We start from the raw sequence: 19,642 nt of genomic DNA on the forward strand, positions 1-19,642 counted from the left end.
GCCCGGGGGCCCGCGTGGTCACCGGGACCCACGTCGCACGGCAGTCCGTCACCCACGGCACCGTCGAGTGGGAGTCCGAATTACTCGCCGCACACCACCAGTTGGCCCGTACCCCCTTCGTCGCCGGGAGGGGAACGGGACAGAAGGGGGGAACGGCTCGCGCGGCAGGACGCGCCCCGCCGGGCGGCCGGGGGCGGACGCGCCGGAGCCGCAGCACCCGCGGCCGTGGTCAGCCGAGCGGCACGACAACTTCGCCACCGTGGGCACCCGTCTCCGCTTCGTCCAGCAGGAGCGTGGCCACGGTGGCGCGGGACATTCTCGGTGGCAGCAGGGGGCGGCGCAGCTCGGCGAGCGGTACGAGCCGGCGCTCGGGGCTGACGGGCCCGTCGGTCAGGTCCGGGGCGTGGAAGACGGTGGCGCCCCCGGCCAGGGCGATCCGGTCCGCCTCGGCCTTCTCCGCCAGTTCCTTGCCGACGGCCATCCGCATCACGGCCTGGTAGATCCGCCCGCCCGCGCCGGTCGAAACCCCCGACCCCAGCGCGCCGAGCCACACCGTGCGGACAGGGGCCGCGGCGAGCAGTCCGGCCCCGGCGGCCAGCGCGCCCGGCCCGTCCCCCTTTCCGATGCCGATGGCCGAGACGGCCGCCTCGACATCGTCCAGTCCGGGAAAGGTCTGCGGGGAGAAGACGTCCGCCTGCCGTACCTCGACCCGCCCCCGCGAGGGCGGCACGGTGACCCGGCCCGGGGTGCGGACGAGGGCCACGACCTCGTGCCCCCGCTCAAGAGCCTGGGTGGTGACCAGGCCGCCGACCCTGCCGGACGCGCCGAGTATCGCGATGCGCATGATGTGCCGTCCTTTAACTGAACAACTGTTGGTGATGTAAGTAAACGACTGTTGGTTACCGGTGTCAAGGCGAGCGAGGGCTGTAGCATGAACGGCCGCTGCTCAACGGTTCACGCTGGTCGGAAGGGGCAACGTGTCATCTGACGAGGGAGCCGCCACCCGTCGCCGCCGCAACCCGCGGGGGCAGGGCCAGGTACTCAAGGCTCAGCTGGTGGATGCCGCAGCGAGACTCCTGGCCACCCTCGACCAGCCGGAGACGCTGACGCTGCGACAGGTAGCGCGCGAGGTCGGGGTCGCCCCGGCCAGCATCTACAGCCACTTCCCGGACCTGGGCGCACTGATCGAGCACGTGCTGCGACTGCGCTACGACGAACTGGCCGGCCTGATGAACCAGGCCGCCCACTCCGCGCCCGATCCGCTGACCGACCTCGTAGCCCGGTGCGCCGCCTACGTGCACTGGGGAGTCGAGCAGCCCGGCCACTACCGCACCCTCTTCGGCGGGCGCATGCCGGCCGACCTCGTCCCCGGATCCGCCCACGGCGCCGGCGCCGAACTACTGGAGTCCGTCGTCGCCTCCCTGGCGGCGGTCACCGACACGGACCGGAGTTCCACGACAGAGCACCAGTGGCAGGCCGGACTCCTGCTCTGGACCGCGATGCACGGCCTGATCAGCCTCTACAACGACCACGGCGACATCCCCTGGCCACCCCTGAACGCCCTGCTCGCCGACCTGCTCAGCCTCCACACGGCCCACCCGGCAGCCGACATCGCCGCCCTCCTGGAGCGGGACCACACATGAGGTGGAGCGGGACGGCACATGAGCGGGCCGCCACCTGATCGTGTGCCTCCCGGATGCCGTGTCCGGTCGCACCACGCAAAAACGCCCCGCACCAGCGAAGAGGCTGGACACGAGGCGTTCCGGTACTTGAAGAAAAGTACCCCCGGCAGGATTCGAACCTGCGCACACGGCTCCGGAGGCCGTTGCTCTATCCCCTGAGCTACGGGGGCGTGGCCGTTTGTGGCGGCGACGGGTAGAACACTACCAGCTCATCGGGGGTGGGCCGGAACGGGTTTGGGGGGTGGGGGAGGGCGGGGTGGAAATGGGCAAAAGCCGGACGCGGGTTGAGGGGCGCGCCTACTCTTTGGGACGTGCCAGGTATGTCCGGCCGGGTGCTTGTCGTCGACGACAGCAAGGTCATCCGGCAGTTGATCAGGGTCAACCTTGAGCTTGAGGGCTTCGAGGTGGTGACCGCCGTCGACGGTGCCGAGTGCCTGGACGTGGTGCATCGGGCCCGGCCCGATGTCGTCACGCTCGATGCCATGATGCCCCGGCTGGACGGGCTGCGGACGGCGGAGCGGCTGCGGGCGGATCCGCGTACGCGGCATCTGCCGTTGGCGCTCGTGAGCGCGTGCACCGAGCTGGACGGCGGGGGAGCGGTCGGCTCGCCGCACGGGGTGGACGCGTTTCTCGCGAAGCCGTTCGAGCCCGCTGAGCTGGTGCGGATGGTTCAGCGGCTGGTGCGTGGCGGTCGGGAGGACGGCGGGGAGAGGGCGGGGGCCTCGGGCCCGCGCGGGGCCGGTGTCTCCCTCGGCGCGGGTGATACGCCGGAGCTGAGAGGTTCCACGGATATCCCGGACCCCGCGGACTCCGCGCGGACCGGGGGCTGCCTGGGCGCCGGCGACGCCCGCGATGCCGTGTCGGAGGTCGTTGAGCCGTAGCGTCCGAGGTCGCCCGGAGGCCGTTCCGGGGTCGTTGAGTCCCGCTGCCACGGGGCGTCGGCCCTTGCGTCTCCGTTCCGGCGTTTCTCTTCGTTCCAGCGTCTCTCTTCTTTCCGGCTCGTTCCGGATCGTTCCGTTCTTCCGTTCGTTCCGGCGTCTCCCTCATTCCGTCGGCTTCCTTCGCTCGGCTTCCCTCCTTGGCTCCCTTCCCTCGGCTCCCCTTCCTCCGGTCCCGCATCGGCCGCTCGAACCCAAGGGAGGTCGCGCTCCGGGGCCCGGAACCTGTGCCTCACACCCGTTGCCGTCCAGTAGTCGAAACCTGTTCGCGTGCACCCACCCCGTCTCCCATACGCTTGCTCTTGTGACCCCCGCACAGCTCTCCCGCACTGTCCAGCACACGCTGGGGTGCGCGCTTTCGGCAGGGAAGGTGTCGGGCCTTCCCGAGAAGGCACGTGTCGTGGTCGAGTCGCCGCCGCGCAGGGGCGGGGGGGACTACGCGACCGGGGTCGCCTTCCAGGTCGCCGCGCACACCGGGTGGCCGTCGCGTGAGGTGGCCGCCGTACTGTGTGAGCGGCTCGTCCGGGAGCTCGGGATCGAGCGTGCCGAGGTCGTGGGGGGCGGGTTCGTGAACGTCACGCTGGATGCGGGTGCCCGCACCGAGCTGCTCCGGTCTCTCGTCGCGGAGCGGGAGTCGGCCGACCGTACAGGGGGCCCGGATGGAGGGGCGGCGCGGTCGCCGGGCGTGCGTTCCGCCGGGCTCGATGCGCCCGGCCGTGACATCCCCCGCTGGGCCGCCCTCACCGGGGAGGACCCGGCCGCTCTCGCCGTACGTACCGAGCGTGCCGGCTCGCTCTTCCGGGTGCAGTACGCGCACGCCCGTACGTGTTCCCTGCTGCGCGGGGCCGTGCGCCTCGGCCTCGCACCCGAGCCTGCGGCGGCCGGTGCCGCCTTCTCCGGGGCGGCGCACCCCGCGCCTCGCCGGCTGCTCTCCCTCCTCGCCGACCGGGCGCGTATCACCGCGCCCGGCCCGCTCGCGCGGCATCTCGACGGCGTCGCGCTCGCCTTCGCCGACTTTCATGACGCGTGTCCGCCGCTGCCCCGGGGCGACGAGAAACCCGGGGCCGCCCACCGCGCCCGACTGGCCCTCGTCGAGGCCACCGGAGCGGTGCTGGCAGGCGGCCTGTCCCAGCTCGGCGTGACCGCACCCGCACACATCTAGGGACACGAAACAGAAATGAGCCGTTCCGCACACCCCGCCGGGCCCCGTCACGGCGACGTACTTCCCGAGGGCCACTACACCGCTCCGCCCGCCGACCTCAACGGGCTCGATCCCCGCGTATGGGCCCGGACCGTCCGGCGGGGCGACGAGGGCGCGGTCACCGTCGGCGGCCTGGATGTCCGGGAGCTGGCCGAGGAGTTCGGCACTCCGGCCTATGTGCTGGACGAGACGGACTTCCGGGCGCGCTGCCGGGCCTGGCGGGAGGCGTTCGGGCCCGGCGCCGACGTCTTCTACGCCGGCAAGGCGTTCCTCTCCCGTGCCGTCGTGCGCTGGCTGCACGAAGAGGGACTGAACCTCGACGTGTGCTCGGGCGGCGAGCTGGCGACCGCGCTGGCCGCCGGTATGCCCGCCGAGCGCATCGCGCTGCACGGCAACAACAAGTCCACCGAGGAGATCACCCGGGCCGTCGAGGCGGGGGTCGGGCGCATCGTGCTCGACTCGTACCAGGAGATCGCCCGTGTCGCGCACATCGCCAAGGGGCTCGGGCGGCGGCAGCCCGTGCAGATCCGGGTCACGGTGGGCGTGGAGGCGCACACGCACGAGTTCATCGCCACGGCGCACGAGGACCAGAAGTTCGGCCTCGCGCTGGCCGGGGGCTCCTCCCATCCGGAGACCGGGGGCGGTCCGGCCGCGGAGGCCGTGCGCCGGGTGCTGATGCTGGACAGCCTGGAGCTGACCGGTATCCACTCGCACATCGGCTCGCAGATCTTCGACATGGCGGGCTTCGAGGTCTCGGCGCGCCGCGTGGTGGGGCTGCTGAGCCAGATCCGGGACGAGCACGGCGTCGAGCTGCCCGAGATCGACCTCGGCGGCGGCCTGGGCATCGCCTACACGCCGGAGGACGACCCGAGCGAGCCGCACGAGATCGCCAAGAGGCTCGGCGACATCGTCGCGCGCGAGTGCGAGGCGGCCGGGCTGGCCGTCCCCCGGCTGTCGGTCGAGCCGGGCCGGGCCATCGTCGGGCCGACGGCCTTCACGCTGTACGAGGTGGGCACCATCAAGGAGCTGGAGGGGCTGCGCACTTACGTGAGCGTGGACGGCGGCATGTCCGACAACATCCGCACGGCGCTGTACGACGCGGAGTACAGCGTGGCGCTGGTCTCCCGCGCCTCCGACGCGCCGCCCATGCTCAGCCGGGTGGTCGGCAAGCACTGCGAGAGCGGCGACATCGTCGTGCGGGACGCGTTCTTGCCCGCGGACCTGGCGCCCGGCGATCTGCTGGCCGTACCGGCTACCGGCGCGTACTGCCGTTCGATGGCCAGCAACTACAACCACGCGCTGCGCCCGCCCGTCGTGGCGGTCGCGGACGGGCAGGCGCGGACGATCGTGCGGCGCGAGACGGAGGAAGATCTCCTGCGGCTCGATGTCGGTTAGCGAGATATATGTCCCACATACTGGACCAGGCGTGGAATCTCCGTTCCGGTAAGTGAGACTTGACACCACGAAACGCTGTGACAGAAGCGCTGTGACGAGCCAGACGGAAGAAGAGGTCAGATGATGCGTACGCGTCCGCTGAAGGTGGCGCTGCTGGGCTGCGGGGTTGTCGGCTCAGAGGTGGCACGCATCATGACGACGCACGCCGAGGACCTCGCCCAGCGCATCGGCGCCCCGGTCGAACTGGCCGGGGTCGCCGTCCGGCGTCCCGACCGCGTCCGCGCGGGCATCGACCAGCAACTGGTGACCACCGACGCCGCCGCGCTCGCCGCGCGCGAGGACATCGACGTCGTCGTGGAGGTCATCGGCGGCATCGAACCGGCCCGCGCCCTGATCACCTCGGCCTTCGAACACGGCGCCGGTGTGGTGACGGCCAACAAGGCGCTGCTGGCCGAGGACGGCGCCACCTTGCACGAGGCGGCCGAGAAACACGGCGCCGACCTCTACTACGAGGCGGCCGTGGCCGCCGCGATCCCGCTGGTGCGGCCCCTGCGCGAGTCGCTGGCCGGGGACACGGTCAACCGCGTCCTGGGCATCGTGAACGGCACCACGAACTTCATCCTGGACCGCATGGACTCCACCGGCGCCGGGTACAGCGAGGCGCTGAACGAGGCCACCGCGCTCGGCTACGCGGAGGCCGACCCGACGGCCGACGTCGAGGGCTTCGACGCCGCCGCCAAGGCCGCCATCCTCGCGGGCATCGCCTTCCACACACGCGTACGCCTGGACGATGTGCACCGCGAGGGCCTCACGGATGTCACCGCCTCCGACCTCGCCTCCGCGCGGCGCATGGGCTGCACCGTCAAGCTGCTGGCCATCTGCGAGCGCGCCGCCGACGGGCGCTCGGTCACCGCTCGGGTGCATCCGGCGATGATCCCGCTCAGCCACCCGCTTGCCTCCGTGCGCGAGGCGTACAACGCGGTCTTCGTCGAGTCCGAGGCCGCAGGGCAACTGATGTTCTACGGGCCGGGCGCCGGCGGCGCTCCCACCGCCTCCGCGGTGCTGGGCGACCTCGTGGCCGCCTGCCGCAACAAGCTCAGCGGCGGCCGGGGGCCGGGCGAGTCCGCCTACGCCCAGCTGCCCGTTTCCCCCATGGGTGAGGTGGTCACCCGTTACCACATCAGCCTGGACGTCGCGGACAAACCGGGCGTACTCGCTCAGGTCGCGACGGTCTTCGCCGAGCACGGCGTCTCCATCGACACCGTGCGCCAGAAGGGCAAGGACGCCAAAGACGCCAAAGACGGCAAGGGGGGAGCGAACGACGGGGCCTGGCTCGTCGTCGTCACCCACCGTGCCACCGACGCCGCGCTGAGCGCGACGGTCGAGGCGCTGCGCGGGCTCGACACCGTACGCGGGGTCGCGAGCCTCATGCGCGTCGAGGGCGAATGAGAGCGCACGCCGGTGAGCGGCACCGAGCGGCACCGGACACAGGTGAGTAAAGGGAGCCAACGAAAGTGACCGTCATGGAACCTCCGATGTCCCAGATGTCCGACGTGGGAACGCGTTCCGGCCACGCCGCCGGGCGCCCGCAGTGGCGCGGCATCATCGAGGAGTACCGCGACCGCCTCCCGGTGAGCGCGGACACGGCCCCCGTCACGCTCCGTGAGGGCGGCACCCCGTTGGTGCCGGCGCAGGTGCTGAGCGAGCTGACCGGCTGCGAGGTCCACCTCAAGGTCGAGGGCGCCAACCCCACCGGCTCCTTCAAGGACCGGGGCATGACGATGGCCATCACCAAGGCCAAGGAGAACGGCGCCAAGGCCGTCATCTGCGCCTCCACGGGCAACACCTCGGCCTCGGCCGCCGCCTACGCCGTACGGGCCGGCATGGTTTGCGCCGTCCTCGTGCCGCAGGGCAAGATCGCGCTCGGCAAGATGGGCCAGGCGCTGGTGCACGGCGCGAAGATCCTCCAGGTCGAGGGCAACTTCGACGACTGCCTCAGCCTCGCGCGCGGACTGTCGGAGAAGTATCCGGTGGCGCTGGTCAATTCGGTCAACCCGGCCCGGATCGAGGGGCAGAAGACCGCGGCCTTCGAGATCGTCGACATGCTCGGGGACGCCCCCGACGTCCACGTCCTCCCGGTCGGCAACGCGGGCAACATCACGGCCTACTGGAAGGGCTACCGCGAATACGCGCGGGACGGGGTCGCCACCCGTACCCCCCGCATGTGGGGCTACCAGGCATCCGGCGCCGCGCCCATCGTGCGGGGCGAGGCGGTCAAGGAGCCGAGCACCATCGCCACCGCGATCCGCATCGGCAATCCGGCCTCCTGGACGCTCGCCGAGGAGGCGCGCGACCAGTCCGGCGGCTTCATCGATTCGGTGACCGACCGTCAGATCCTGCGTGCCTACCGGCTGTTGGCCGCGCAGGAGGGTGTCTTCGTGGAGCCCGCCTCCGCCGCGTCCGTCGCCGGCCTCATCCAGGCGGCCGAGCAGGGCAAGGTCGATCCCGGCCAGTGCATCGTGTGCACCGTGACCGGCAACGGCCTCAAGGACCCGGACTGGGCCGTCGCCGGCGCCCCGCAGCCGGTCACCGTCCCCGTGGACGCGGACTCCGCCGCCGAGCGCCTCGGCCTGGCCTGACGCCGCACCCGGACGCCCGGGGCCGCCGCGCCCCGGCGCCCGGCGGCAGGCAGCCCGGGTGACCTGCTGTTTCCGGTCCGCGCGAGCGCGGAGGGAGAAGGGGGGCACAGGGCGGCTCACGACACGCATCGTGCGCCTCCTGTGCGCCCTATGTCGCCAGTGAACCCACCTTCGATAGGCTGAGTTTCACCCCCGGCTCCCGTACGTCCGCCCTGGGGCCGTGCGCGGAGTGGTGACCGGTCCGGCTCAGCCGCGGTCAAAGGGGTGCTCCGCAAACCAAACCAAGGAGAGTCATCGAGAGATGGCCGGTCCCGCGTTCCGCGCCGCCGCCGTCCGGGTGCGCGTCCCCGCCACCAGCGCCAACCTCGGCCCCGGTTTCGACGCCCTGGGCCTCGCCCTGGGGCTCTACGACGATGTGGTCGTCCGCGTCGCCGACTCCGGACTCCATGTCGACATCGCGGGCGAGGGTGCCCAGACCCTGCCCCGCGACGAGAACCACCTGCTCGTACGCTCTCTGCGCACCGCCTTCGACCTGCTGGGCGGGCAGCCGCGCGGCCTTGAGGTCGTATGCGCCAACCGCATTCCGCACGGCCGCGGACTGGGCTCCTCCTCCGCCGCTATCTGCGCGGGCGTGATGGCGGCCCGCGCCGTGACCACCGGGGGAGAGGCCAGGCTCGACGACACCGCGCTGCTGGAGCTGGCCACCGAGATCGAGGGCCACCCTGACAACGTGGCGGCCTGTCTGCTGGGCGGCTTCACCCTGGCCTGGACGGACGCGGGCGCGGCCCGCGCCCTGCGGCTGGACCCGGCCGAATCGCTGGTCCCGGTGGTCTTCGTCCCAGCGAAACCGCTGCTCACGCAGACCGCGCGGGGCCTGCTGCCGCGCACCGTGCCGCACGTCGATGCCGCCTTCAACGCCGGCCGCGCCGCGCTGCTGGTCGAGGCGCTGACCCGCCGCCCCGAGCTGCTGCTGGCGGCCACCGAGGACCGGCTGCACCAGGAGTACCGGGCCCCCGCGATGACCGAGAGCGCCGACCTGGTGAGCCGGCTGCGCGCCGACGGGGTTCCCGCGGTGATCTCCGGCGCCGGTCCCACGGTGCTGGCGCTGGCCGGCAACGAGGGCGAGGCCGAGAAGGTCTCCCGGCTGGCAGGAGAGGGCTGGACGGCGAATCCGCTGGCCCTCGACACCGCGGGCGCGAGCGTGCTGCCGCTCAACACCGCAGGTGGCGGCGGCCCGGCCGCGGCCGGAACGGGGGCGGGAGCTGCCGGGCCCGGCGGCGGAGCGGGCTCCGGAGCAGGCCGTTCCGGGGGGACGGACAGCGCCGGGAGCGCGCCGGGGGACGCGGGCAGCGCGCCCTGGTGACAGCCGATTGCCGGTCTTCGAGAGGGGGAATGTTTGTTGGATCCGGTAGTGTTAACCTCAAGTCTGCACTCGCAGTCTCGTGGGTCGCACGCGGAAAAGTGTGACGGCCCGAAGAGTGCGGTGTTTGCGTGTTCCCCTGGTAGCCCCAGCTGGGAGCACCTCTTCTCCCCGGAGCTTCCCATACTGCTTGGACTACTGCCGGGCAGCGCCGAACACGCTCCGGAGCCGACGTGAAAGACACTCCTGTCTATGTTTCACGCCGAACCCATGTACTGATCTCCCCGCCATACATCCAGGCGGGACCACCGCCCCGGTCAGGTCCGCGAGCACAGGACTCTAGCCGGACAGCACAACCGGTCGCCGAGCCAGACTGGCCGACGTCCGCTCCAGGGAAGGACCCTTCGTGAGCGACACCACCGATCTGATGGGCGTGAACGCCGATGCCGCAGCCGACGGTGCCGCGGCGCCTGCTGCTACGGACGCTTCCGCCTCGACTGCCTCCGGTGCCGCACCCAGGCGTCGGCGCTCCGGCACGGGGCTTGAGGGCATGGTTCTGGCCGAGCTGCAGCAGGTCGCTTCCGGCCTCGGTATCAAGGGCACCGCGCGCATGCGCAAGAGCCAGTTGATCGAGGTCATCAAGGAGCGCCAGGCAGGTGGCGGCGCGGAGCCCAAGTCCGGTTCCACCGCCGCTACTTCCGCGTCCGCGAAGAGCACCAAGGCCGCCTCCGGCGACGCCAAGGACGCGAACGGCGGCAAGGCCGCCGGGGGCGCCGAGGCCAAGGACGCAAAGGAAGCCAAGAGCGCCAAGGAGCCCAGGACCTCCGCCGCCAAGACGGACGCGGGAGCCGAGGAGGCCCGGCCCAAGCGCCGCAGCACCTCCCGTGCCCGTACCGGCGAGGCCGAGCCCCAGCAGGACGCGCAGGACGGCCAGCAGCAGATCGACATCCCCGGCCAGCACGAGGGCGCCGCCGACGCTGCCAAGGCCCAGGAGGGGCGCCCGCGCCGCGCCAAGGCTGAGGCCGCCGCGGACACGGCCGAGGGCCGCACGGACGGGAAGTCCGAGGGCGGCAAGTCCGAGGGCAGGGGCGAGCGTTCCGACAAGGGCGCCGGCCAGGCCGACGGCAAGCAGCAGCAGGACCGCCAGTCCAAGCGCGACCGTCAGCGGGACCGCGACCGCGACCGCGACCGTGACCGCGGTCGCAAGAACGACGGCGGTGGCGCGGGCGGTGGCGGCGGCCAGCAGAACCAGGGCAACGCCCAGGGCGGCGGCAACCGCAGGGACGACTTCGAGGACGACGGGGCCGGCGGGCGCCGGGGCCGTCGGGGCCGCTACCGCGACCGGCGCGGCCGGCGCGGCCGGGAGGACTTCGGCGGCGGCGGTGAGCCGCAGATCGCCGAGGACGATGTCCTGATCCCCGTCGCGGGCATCCTCGACATCCTCGACAACTACGCGTTCGTGCGCACCTCCGGCTACCTGCCGGGACCGAACGACGTGTACGTCTCGCTGGCGCAGGTCCGCAAGAACGGGCTGCGCAAGGGCGATCACGTCACCGGTGCGGTGCGCCAGCCGCGGGAGGGCGAGCGCCGCGAGAAGTTCAACGCGCTGGTGCGGCTCGACTCGGTCAACGGCATGGCGCCCGAAGGCGGCAAGGCCCGGCCCGAGTTCACCAAGCTGACTCCCCTTTACCCGCAGGAGCGGCTGCGGCTGGAGACCGAGCCCGGTCAGCTGACGACGCGGATCATCGACCTGGTCTCGCCGATCGGCAAGGGGCAGCGCGGTCTGATCGTGGCCCCGCCGAAGACCGGCAAGACCATGATCATGCAGGCGATCGCCAACGCGATCACCCACAACAGCCCCGAGTGCCACCTGATGGTCGTCCTCGTCGACGAGCGTCCCGAAGAGGTCACCGACATGCAGCGCTCGGTCAAGGGCGAGGTCATCTCCTCGACCTTCGACCGCCCGGCCGAGGACCACACCACGGTCGCGGAGCTGGCGATCGAGCGGGCCAAGCGGCTGGTGGAGCTGGGGCACGACGTGGTCGTGCTGCTCGACTCGATCACCCGTCTGGGTCGCGCCTACAACCTGGCGGCGCCGGCCTCGGGCCGGATCCTGTCCGGTGGTGTGGACTCCACGGCGCTCTACCCGCCGAAGAAGTTCTTCGGCGCCGCGCGCAACATCGAGGACGGCGGCTCCCTGACGATCGTCGCGACGGCCATGGTGGAGACCGGCTCCCGCATGGACGACGTGATCTTCGAGGAGTTCAAGGGCACCGGCAACATGGAGCTGAAGCTGGAGCGCAAGCTCTCCGACAAGCGGATCTTCCCCGCCGTCGACGTGGATGCCTCCAGCACCCGTAAGGAAGAGATCCTCATGGGCAGCGACGAGCTCCAGATCGTCTGGAAGCTCCGCCGCGTCCTGCACGCCCTCGACCAGCAGCAGGCCATCGAGCTGCTGCTGGACAAGATGAAGCAGACGAAGTCGAACGCGGAGTTCCTGCTCCAGATCCAGAAGACGACGCCGACTCCCGGCAACGGGCAGGACTGAGGCTCGACGGGCGGAGCCCGGCGCGGCGGCGCGAAGCGTGTCAGGCCCCCCCGGGGCCGGGCACTGCGAGCGGCGCGGTGAGGAGAGGTTCCAGAAGACGACGCCGACTCCCGGCAACGGGCAGGACTGAGGCTCGACGACCCCGGATGGCCGTACCCCCCAGGGGTCGCTCGCCCGGACGGGTCAGGCGAGGGCCGCTCCACCACACACGGTGGAGCGGCCCTCGCCGCCTGTTTTCCCTGCTGAGAGCTTGGCCACAGGGCGGGGCGCCGGAGGGCCGGTGTGCTTTCGCCAGGCGCGGGTACGTCGTCGCAGGTAGAACGGGATCAGTGCGGAGTAGCGGCCCCGTCGGAGTGGCTGTGTCCCGTGACGCGTGGCTCACGCGAGCTGGTGACTTGCTGTGCAACCCTTCCGCGAGGATTCAGCGTCCACACCGGACAACAGCGCCAAACGGCAGGACTGAGGGAAGTGACATGGCGGGCGACAGCAACGACGGCGATACGGCGGCGGAGCGCCGCGCCCGGGGCATACGTGCCAGTGGCCGCCGTCGCAAGCCACGCAGCGGGCGTCAGCGCGTCATGCGCGCCGCCGCCTGGACCGCCGCGGGCGCCGTGGTGCTCGGAGGCGCGAGCCTCGGCTTCGTCTACTTCAAGCTGGACGGCAACATCTCCGGCGTCGATATCAACGCCGCACTGGGCACCGACCGCCCCCACAACGTCCCGAACGGCTCGATGGACATACTCGTCATGGGCTCCGACAGCCGTGCGGGTGACAACGCGAAGTACGGCAAGGACCAGGGCGGCGCCCGCTCGGACACGGCGATGGTCGTGCACATCAACAAGAAGCACGACAGGGCCAGCGTCATCTCGATACCGCGTGACACGCTCATACAGCGGCCCAGCTGCCAGGGGGACGAGTCTGCCGGCAACAAGAAGGTGCCCGCGCAGCGTGCGATGTTCAACTCCGCCTACGAGGTCGGCGGGCCCGCCTGCGCCGTGAAGACCGTCGAGTCCCTCTCCGGGGTCCGCATGGACCACTACATGGAGGTCGACTTCTCCGGCTTCAAGAAGCTGATCAACACGCTCGGCGGCGTCGAGATGACCACGAACAAGTCGATCAAGGACAAGGACAGCCACCTCGATCTCCAGGCGGGCCACCACACCCTCAACGGAGAGCAGGCCCTCGGCCTGGTGCGCACCCGGCACGGCGTGGGCGACGGCAGTGACCTGGGCCGGATCCAGCTTCAGCAGGCGTTCATGAAGGCGCTCATGGACCAGGTCAACAACGTCGGCCTCTTCAGCAACCCCAAGAAGCTCTACGACCTGGCCGACACCTCCACCTCCGCGCTCACCACGGACTCCGATCTGGACTCGGTCGGCGATCTGAGCGGTCTGGCCCAGATGCTCAAGGGCATCAAGTCCGACGACATCCAGATGACGACGCTGCCGGTCCAGTACGACCCCAACGACCCGAACCGCGTCATACCGCTGGAGGCCAAGTCGGCGCAGGTGTGGAAGGCCGTCAAGGCCGACAAGCCGGTCCCGAAGTCCGCGACCAAGGGCTCGGCGGGGGACCGGACCGACATAGGGAACGTGGTCAAAGGGGACAAGGGCGACAAGGGCGGAAAGAAGACGCAGGGGACCGGGAGCGGGCGCGCGGGAAGTCCGGAATAACGGGCTTCTCCCCCCGGTTTTGGGGGGTGCGGCCACCAGTGGCAAACTGGACCGTCGGCCCCGGTTCACGGGTGACAACCCGTCTCCCGACCCGGTGCCCTCCCGAACCTAGGAGAGACCTTGAAGCGCGACATCCACCCGGAGTACTACGAGACCCAGGTCAGCTGCACCTGCGGCAACTCGTTCACCACGCGTAGCACCATGCCGGAAGGCCAGATCCGCGCGGACATCTGCTCCGCGTGCCACCCCTTCTACACCGGCAAGCAGAAGATCCTCGACACCGGTGGCCGTGTGGCCCGCTTCGAGGCCCGCTTCGGCAAGAGCGGCACCGGCAAGAAGTAGCGACACCGCAGCGCCGGCCCGCGGCTGCCCCTGGCAGGGCAGCCCGGCCGGCGCTCTTTTGGTGTTCCGCGCTCCGGCGCCCGTTCCTCCGGTTCGGGGCGTCTCACTTCTTCTCTAAGGATGGCCACGATGTTCGAGGCGGTCGAGGAACTCATCGGCGAGCACGCCGACCTCGAAAAGCAGCTCGCGGACCCTGCGATCCACGCCGACCAGGCGGGAGCGCGCCGGCTCAACAAGCGCTACGCCGAGCTGACCCCGATCATCACCACGTACCAGGAGTGGAAGCGGACCGGGGACGACATCGGCACCGCACGCGAACTGGCGGGCGAGGACCCCGAGTTCGCCGACGAGGTCAAGGAGCTGGAGCGGCGCCGTGAGGAGCTGACGGAGAAGCTGCGGCTGCTGCTCGTCCCCCGGGACCCCAGCGACGACAAGGACGTCATCCTGGAGATCAAGGCGGGCGAGGGCGGCGACGAATCGGCGCTGTTCGCCGGTGACCTGCTGCGGATGTATCTGCGCTACGCCGAGCGCCACGGCTGGAAGACCGAGCTGATCGAGTCCAACGAGTCCGATCTCGGCGGGTACAAGGACGTCCAGGTCGCCGTCAAGACCAAGGGCGGCGGCGCCTCGGAGCCCGGTCAGGGCGTGTGGGCGCGGCTGAAGTACGAGGGTGGAGTGCACCGCGTGCAGCGGGTGCCCGCGACCGAGTCGCAGGGCCGCATCCACACCTCGGCCGCCGGTGTCCTCGTCCTCCCCGAGGCCGAGGACGTCGATGTCGAGATCAACCCCAACGACCTGCGCATCGACGTCTACCGCTCCTCGGGGCCCGGCGGGCAGTCGGTCAACACCACCGACTCGGCCGTGCGCATCACCCACGAGCCGACCGGGATCGTCGTCTCCTGCCAGAACGAGAAGAGCCAGCTCCAGAACAAGGAGCAGGCCCTGCGCATCCTGCGCGCCCGGCTGCTGGCCGCGGCGCAGGAGGAGGCCGAGCGTGAGGCGTCCGACGCGCGCCGCAGTCAGGTCCGCACCGTTGACAGGTCCGAGCGGGTGCGCACCTACAACTTCCCGGAGAACCGGATCTCCGACCACCGTGTCGGCTTCAAGGCGTACAACCTCGACCAGGTGCTCGACGGCGAACTGGATCCCGTCATCCAGGCGTGCGTCGACGCGGACTCGGCCGCCAAGCTGGCCGCCGCACAGTGACCCGGCTGGCCCCGGAAGGGGGATCGGAGTGAACGTGCTGCTCGCCGAGGTGGCCCAGGCCACACAGCGGCTGGCCGACGCCGGCGTGCCCTCGCCGCGCTTCGACGCCGAGGAGCTGGCCTCCTTCGTGCACGGCGTCGGACGCGGGGAACTGCACCGGGTGGCCGACGCCGACTTCGACGCGCGCTACTGGGAGGCCGTGGCACGCCGCGAGGCCCGCGAACCGCTCCAGCACATCACCGGGCGCGCCTTCTTCCGCTACCTCGAACTCCAGGTCGGCGCGGGGGTCTTCGTGCCGCGTCCGGAGACCGAGTCGGTGGTCGGCTGGGCGATAGACGCCGTACGGGCCATGGATGTCGTCGAGCCGCTGATCGTCGATCTGTGCACCGGCTCCGGCGCCATCGCGCTGGCGCTCGCCCAGGAGGTCCCGCGCTCGCGGGTGCACGCCGTCGAGCTGGACGAGGGCGCGTACGGGTGGGCGCGCAAGAACGTCGAGGGCTCCCGGGTCACCCTGCACCACGCGGACGCGCTCACCGCGCTTCCCGAGCTGGACGGCCAGGTCGATCTCGTGATCTCCAATCCGCCCTACATCCCGCTCACCGAGTGGGAGTATGTGGCTCCCGAGGCTCGCGACCACGACCCCGGCATGGCGCTGTTCTCCGGCGAGGACGGCCTCGACACCATCCGCGGCCTGGAGCGCGCGGCACACCGGCTGCTGCGGCCGGGCGGCGTCGTGGTCATCGAGCACGCCGACACCCAGGGCGGCCAGGTGCCCTGGATCTTCACCGAGGACCGCGGCTGGGCTGACGCCGCGGACCACCCCGACCTGAACAACCGGCCCCGTTTTGCCACCGCACGCAGGGAGGTGCCGTAATGGCACGGCGATACGACTGCACCGACACGACCGACCGCAGGACCGGCCTTCGTGAGGCCACCTCGGCGGTCCGGCGCGGGGAACTCGTCGTGCTGCCGACGGACACCGTCTACGGCATCGGCGCCGACGCGTTCAGCGCCGACGCCGTCGGCGACCTGCTGGAGGCCAAGGGCCGGGGGCGGGGCATGCCCTCTCCCGTGCTGGTCGGCTCCCCCAACACCCTGCACGGGCTGGTCACGGACTTCTCCGAGATGGCCTGGGAGCTGGTGGACGCCTTCTGGCCCGGCGCGCTCACCCTGGTCGCAAAGCACCAGCCGTCGCTGACCTGGGACCTGGGGGAGACCCACGGCACAGTGGCCGTACGGATGCCGCTGCACCCGGTCGCCATCGAGCTGCTCAGCGAGTTCGGACCGATGGCCGTCTCCTCGGCGAACCTGACGGGGCACCCGGCGCCGATGGACTGCGACGCCGCACAGGAGATGCTGGGCGAGTCCGTCGCCGTCTACCTCGACGGCGGGCCGACCCCCGACTCCGTGCCGTCCTCGATCGTGGACGTCACCAGCGAGGTCCCCGTCCTGCTGCGGGCCGGCGCCATCGGGGCCGACGAGCTGCGCAAGGTCGTACCGGGCCTGGAGGTGGCCCCGTAGTGACCGCCCCCGAAGGGCGTGGCCCGGCGGAGTCCGGCGGCATAAGCAGCGCCGATGGCGCGTTCCGTATCCTCCACGTCTCGACAGGCAACGTGTGCCGCTCGCCCCTCACCGAGCGGCTCACCCGGCATGCCCTCGCCGCCAGACTCGGTGACCGCCGCACGGGCGGACTCGTGGTGGAGAGCGCCGGTACGTGGGGCCACGAGGGCGCGCCCATGGAGGAGAACGCCGTGGCCGTGCTGCTCGAACACGGCGCGGACGCCGACGGGTTCACCGGGCGCGAACTGCTGGACGAGCACGTGATCAGGGCCGATCTGGTGCTGACCGCCACCCGCGATCACCGGGCGCAGGTCATCTCGATGGGTCATTCGGCGGGACTGCGCACCTTCACGCTGAAGGAATTCACCCGGCTGGTTCGCGCCATAGATCCAGCCACCTTGCCCGACGCACACACCGCCGAGGACGTGGTGGAGCGCGCCCGCGCCCTGGTGCAGGCCGCCGCCGCGCTGCGCGGCTGGCTGCTGGCGCCCAGTCCGGAGGCGGACGAGATCTACGATCCCTACGGCGCCCCGATCCCGTACTTCCGCACGGTCGGCGACGAAATCGTCAGGGCGCTCGACCCGGTGGTGACCGCGTTGACGGGCGTTCCGGCGTGGACGTAGAACCAGCGGAACAGAACCGGCGGACAGGAATCCCCGTGTCCTACTGTGTGGTCCGCCGCACAGCGGCTGAGCAGGTCGCCGTGTCCTATCGTGTTGGCCTGAGCAATTCGCGAAACCCCTGGGGAGCCCGTGCGTGAATATCTGCTGACGCTCTGCGTCACGGTTGCGGTGACCTATCTGCTGACGGGGCCCGTGCGGAAGTTCGCCATCGCCGCGGGTGCGATGCCGGCCGTCCGGGCCCGCGACGTGCACCGGGAGCCGACGCCGCGGCTGGGCGGTATCGCGATGTTCGGCGGGCTGTGCGCCGGGTTGCTCGTCGCCTCGCAACTGACCAACATCGGCGAGCTGTTCACCCTTTCCGACGAACCCCGCGCGCTGCTGTCCGGGGCCGGGCTGATCTGGCTGATCGGTGTCCTGGACGACAAATGGGGCGTCGATGCCCTGGTGAAGCTCGGCGGGCAGATGATCGCCGCCGGTGTCATGGTGCTCCAGGGCCTGACCATCTTGTGGCTGCCGGTGCCGGGCGTGGGCAATGTCTCCCTCACCCCGCTCCAGGGCACGCTGCTGACCGTCGCGCTGGTGGTGATCACCATCAACGCGGTGAACTTCGCCGATGGTCTCGACGGGCTGGCGGCGGGCATGGTGTGCATCGCCGCCGCAGCGTTCTTCATGTACGCGTACCGCATCTGGTACGGCTACGGCGTCGAGGCGGCGGCCCCGGCGACGCTGTTCGCGGCGGTGCTGATGGGCATGTGCCTGGGCTTCCTGCCGCACAACATGCACCCCGCGCGCATCTTCATGGGCGACTCGGGATCGATGCTGATCGGGCTGGTGCTGGCCGCCGGCGCGGTCTCCATCACAGGCCAGGTGGACCCCGATCTGCTGGTCGAGCACGCCGGCTCGGAGAAGTCGGCCGTGCACACGATGGTGCCCCTCTACATGCCGCTGCTGCTGCCGTTGACGATCATCGCGGTGCCCTTCGCCGACTTGGTGATGGCGGTCGTACGGCGCACCTGGAACGGCCGTTCCCCGTTCGCGGCGGACCGGGGGCACCTGCACCACCGGCTGCTGGAGATCGGGCACTCGCACAGCCGTGCCGTGCTGATCATGTACTTCTGGTCGGCGCTGATCGCCTTCGGCGCCGTCGCGTTCTCGGTGCGCTCCTCCAGCCTGGCGATCGTGCTCACCATCGTGCTGCTCAGCGCCGCCGGGCTGGTGGTCCTGCTGCTGCCGCGCTTCACGCCCCGGGTGCCCCACTGGGCCCAGGCGGTGCTTCCGCCCAGGTACCGGCGTCCGCGCGATGTGCTATCAGAACGCGCGGCCGACGCCTCCGACGAGGCCCAGGAGGGCGACGGCGCGGGGAAGGACGCGGACGGCGGGGACTCGGGGGAAGGCGCGGACGGCGAGGAGCGGGAGCCCGCTCTGGCCGGTCTGAACGGTGCCACCGCCGTGGGCGACCGCCGTGGCTTCACCCGGCCGAAAAAGATCAACACCCGCCGCTGATACGGGGAATGCCCCTCGCATTCCGGCGATAGCAGACATAACGGCTGGCGTCAGCCGGGCACATGAGCCTCACACCTGCGTGTGACGGGGGGCACACGAACTTGGTAAAGACCTCATCAAATAGTTTGTGATACCGTTCACGAAACCCGGTGACCAACCGAAGTCCCGCACTCTCGCGGTCGCTTCGTCGGGAGGTTTGTCCTCAGTGCCGGGGCTACGCTCGTCCCTCGACGACAGACGACCCCTGATTTCCCGGAGTACACCACATGCAGTCGAACGACGCTCGCATGCTGCTGCAGTGCGCCGTCCCGACCGCCGTCGCCGGTGTCGTGGCCGCAGTCCTCAGCGGTGTGTTCGCAGGCGGTAAGGGAGCGATTGGCGCGGCGGCCGGAGCGCTGGTGGTCATCCTCTTCATGGGCCTGGGTCTTTATGTCCTCCAGCGGACCGCCAAATCCTTTCCCCACCTCTTTCAGGCGATGGGTCTGCTGCTCTATACGACGCAGATCCTGCTGCTGTTCATCGTGCTGGTGGTCTTCAGGGATACGACCCTTTTCGACACCCAGACCTTCGCTCTCACACTGCTCGGTGGCACCGTCGTATGGGTTGCCGCCCAGGGCAGGGCGCATTTGAAGGCGAAGATCATGTACGTGGAGCCGGACTCCGGCAGCGGCGGCAAGTCCGCGGACGCGACCGACGGCGGTGCAAAGACCGCTGCCTCGGGGGCGAATTCGTGAGGCCCCTGACGCCAGGGTCTCGTAGGGGCGGGATAAGCGCTCGTTCGAGCAACTGCTATCGTCCGGTTCCAACTGCGGCGCAGCAGACGGGGGCCGCGGGGTTTCCAACGGTTCCGGATTCCACGGGACGGATCGGACACCCTCGCACCCTGATCAGCCGCCGCCCCCGATTCGTAAGACCAAGACCAGTGCCGTTCCGTGGCAGCACGCCGCGCCGACACAACGAGGTAGCCGTTTT

17 protein-coding genes and 1 tRNA gene are annotated in these 19,642 nt (G+C 70.7%); 16 read left to right on the forward strand and 2 right to left on the reverse strand.

Annotated features, from left to right (window positions below):
• Positions 1–229 precede the first annotated feature (229 nt).
• Positions 230–844, reverse strand: a complete 615-nt coding sequence (locus ABD339_RS07725; RefSeq protein WP_344563539.1) for an NAD(P)-dependent oxidoreductase — start codon at positions 842–844, stop codon at positions 230–232.
• Between the two features lie 133 nt (positions 845–977).
• Here ABD339_RS07725 and ABD339_RS07730 point away from each other — a divergent pair, with 133 nt between their 5' ends.
• Complete coding sequence (locus ABD339_RS07730) at positions 978–1,643, forward strand: TetR/AcrR family transcriptional regulator (protein ID WP_344563540.1); 666 nt, start codon at positions 978–980, stop codon at positions 1,641–1,643.
• A 137-nt stretch (positions 1,644–1,780) separates the two neighbouring features.
• Here ABD339_RS07730 and ABD339_RS07735 read toward each other — a convergent pair.
• Positions 1,781–1,852: transfer RNA gene (locus ABD339_RS07735), tRNA-Arg, on the reverse strand.
• A 150-nt stretch (positions 1,853–2,002) separates the two neighbouring features.
• Between ABD339_RS07735 and ABD339_RS07740 the strand changes: the two genes are divergently transcribed.
• From ABD339_RS07740 to ABD339_RS07810, 15 genes are all read left to right on the forward strand, one after another.
• Positions 2,003–2,563: a response regulator gene (locus tag ABD339_RS07740; protein WP_425575932.1), complete on the forward strand. Its 561-nt coding sequence runs from the start codon at positions 2,003–2,005 to the stop codon at positions 2,561–2,563.
• Positions 2,564–2,924: 361 nt separating this feature from the next.
• On the forward strand, positions 2,925–3,782 hold the full coding sequence (locus ABD339_RS07745; protein ID WP_344563542.1) for a DALR anticodon-binding domain-containing protein: 858 nt from the start codon (positions 2,925–2,927) through the stop codon (positions 3,780–3,782).
• A gap of 15 nt (positions 3,783–3,797) precedes the next feature.
• Positions 3,798–5,216, forward strand: a complete 1,419-nt coding sequence (lysA, locus tag ABD339_RS07750) for a diaminopimelate decarboxylase (protein WP_344563543.1) — start codon at positions 3,798–3,800, stop codon at positions 5,214–5,216.
• Between the two features lie 123 nt (positions 5,217–5,339).
• Positions 5,340–6,665 (forward strand): homoserine dehydrogenase, encoded by a 1,326-nt coding sequence (locus ABD339_RS07755; protein WP_344563800.1) that lies wholly within the window; start codon positions 5,340–5,342, stop codon positions 6,663–6,665.
• Positions 6,666–6,751: 86 nt separating this feature from the next.
• On the forward strand, positions 6,752–7,855 hold the full coding sequence (gene thrC, locus ABD339_RS07760) for a threonine synthase (protein ID WP_344563545.1): 1,104 nt from the start codon (positions 6,752–6,754) through the stop codon (positions 7,853–7,855).
• A gap of 301 nt (positions 7,856–8,156) precedes the next feature.
• Positions 8,157–9,218, forward strand: coding sequence for a homoserine kinase (gene thrB, locus ABD339_RS07765; protein ID WP_344563546.1), 1,062 nt, complete (start codon positions 8,157–8,159; stop codon positions 9,216–9,218).
• A gap of 403 nt (positions 9,219–9,621) precedes the next feature.
• Complete coding sequence (gene rho / locus ABD339_RS07770; protein ID WP_344563547.1) at positions 9,622–11,763, forward strand: transcription termination factor Rho; 2,142 nt, start codon at positions 9,622–9,624, stop codon at positions 11,761–11,763.
• Between the two features lie 473 nt (positions 11,764–12,236).
• Positions 12,237–13,436 carry an LCP family protein gene (locus ABD339_RS07775; protein ID WP_344563549.1) on the forward strand — a complete coding sequence of 400 codons (1,200 nt, stop codon included), beginning with the start codon at positions 12,237–12,239 and terminating at the stop codon, positions 13,434–13,436.
• 120 nt (positions 13,437–13,556) lie between these two features.
• The gene (gene rpmE, locus ABD339_RS07780) at positions 13,557–13,778 is read left to right on the forward strand and encodes a 50S ribosomal protein L31 (protein WP_344563551.1); all 222 of its coding nucleotides are present in this window, start codon (positions 13,557–13,559) and stop codon (positions 13,776–13,778) included.
• A 129-nt stretch (positions 13,779–13,907) separates the two neighbouring features.
• Entirely contained in the window at positions 13,908–14,984 is a 1,077-nt protein-coding gene (gene prfA, locus ABD339_RS07785) for a peptide chain release factor 1 (protein ID WP_344563801.1), read from the forward strand.
• A 28-nt stretch (positions 14,985–15,012) separates the two neighbouring features.
• The gene (gene prmC, locus ABD339_RS07790; RefSeq protein ID WP_344563555.1) at positions 15,013–15,858 is read left to right on the forward strand and encodes a peptide chain release factor N(5)-glutamine methyltransferase; all 846 of its coding nucleotides are present in this window, start codon (positions 15,013–15,015) and stop codon (positions 15,856–15,858) included.
• Positions 15,858–16,505: an L-threonylcarbamoyladenylate synthase gene (locus tag ABD339_RS07795; protein ID WP_344563557.1), complete on the forward strand. Its 648-nt coding sequence runs from the start codon at positions 15,858–15,860 to the stop codon at positions 16,503–16,505. Before prmC ends, ABD339_RS07795 begins: the two co-directional genes overlap by 1 nt.
• Complete coding sequence (locus tag ABD339_RS07800; protein WP_344563560.1) at positions 16,505–17,167, forward strand: arsenate reductase/protein-tyrosine-phosphatase family protein; 663 nt, start codon at positions 16,505–16,507, stop codon at positions 17,165–17,167. Before ABD339_RS07795 ends, ABD339_RS07800 begins: the two co-directional genes overlap by 1 nt.
• Before the next feature lie 129 nt (positions 17,168–17,296).
• On the forward strand, positions 17,297–18,670 hold the full coding sequence (locus ABD339_RS07805; protein ID WP_344563562.1) for an MraY family glycosyltransferase: 1,374 nt from the start codon (positions 17,297–17,299) through the stop codon (positions 18,668–18,670).
• A 266-nt stretch (positions 18,671–18,936) separates the two neighbouring features.
• On the forward strand, positions 18,937–19,404 hold the full coding sequence (locus ABD339_RS07810; protein ID WP_344563563.1) for a Cg1360 family ATP-synthase-associated protein: 468 nt from the start codon (positions 18,937–18,939) through the stop codon (positions 19,402–19,404).
• The last annotated feature ends 238 nt before the right edge of the window (positions 19,405–19,642 follow it).

The sequence above is a fragment of the Streptomyces axinellae genome (genome assembly GCF_039532135.1).
Taxonomy (GTDB): Bacteria; Actinomycetota; Actinomycetes; order Streptomycetales; family Streptomycetaceae; genus Streptomyces; species Streptomyces axinellae.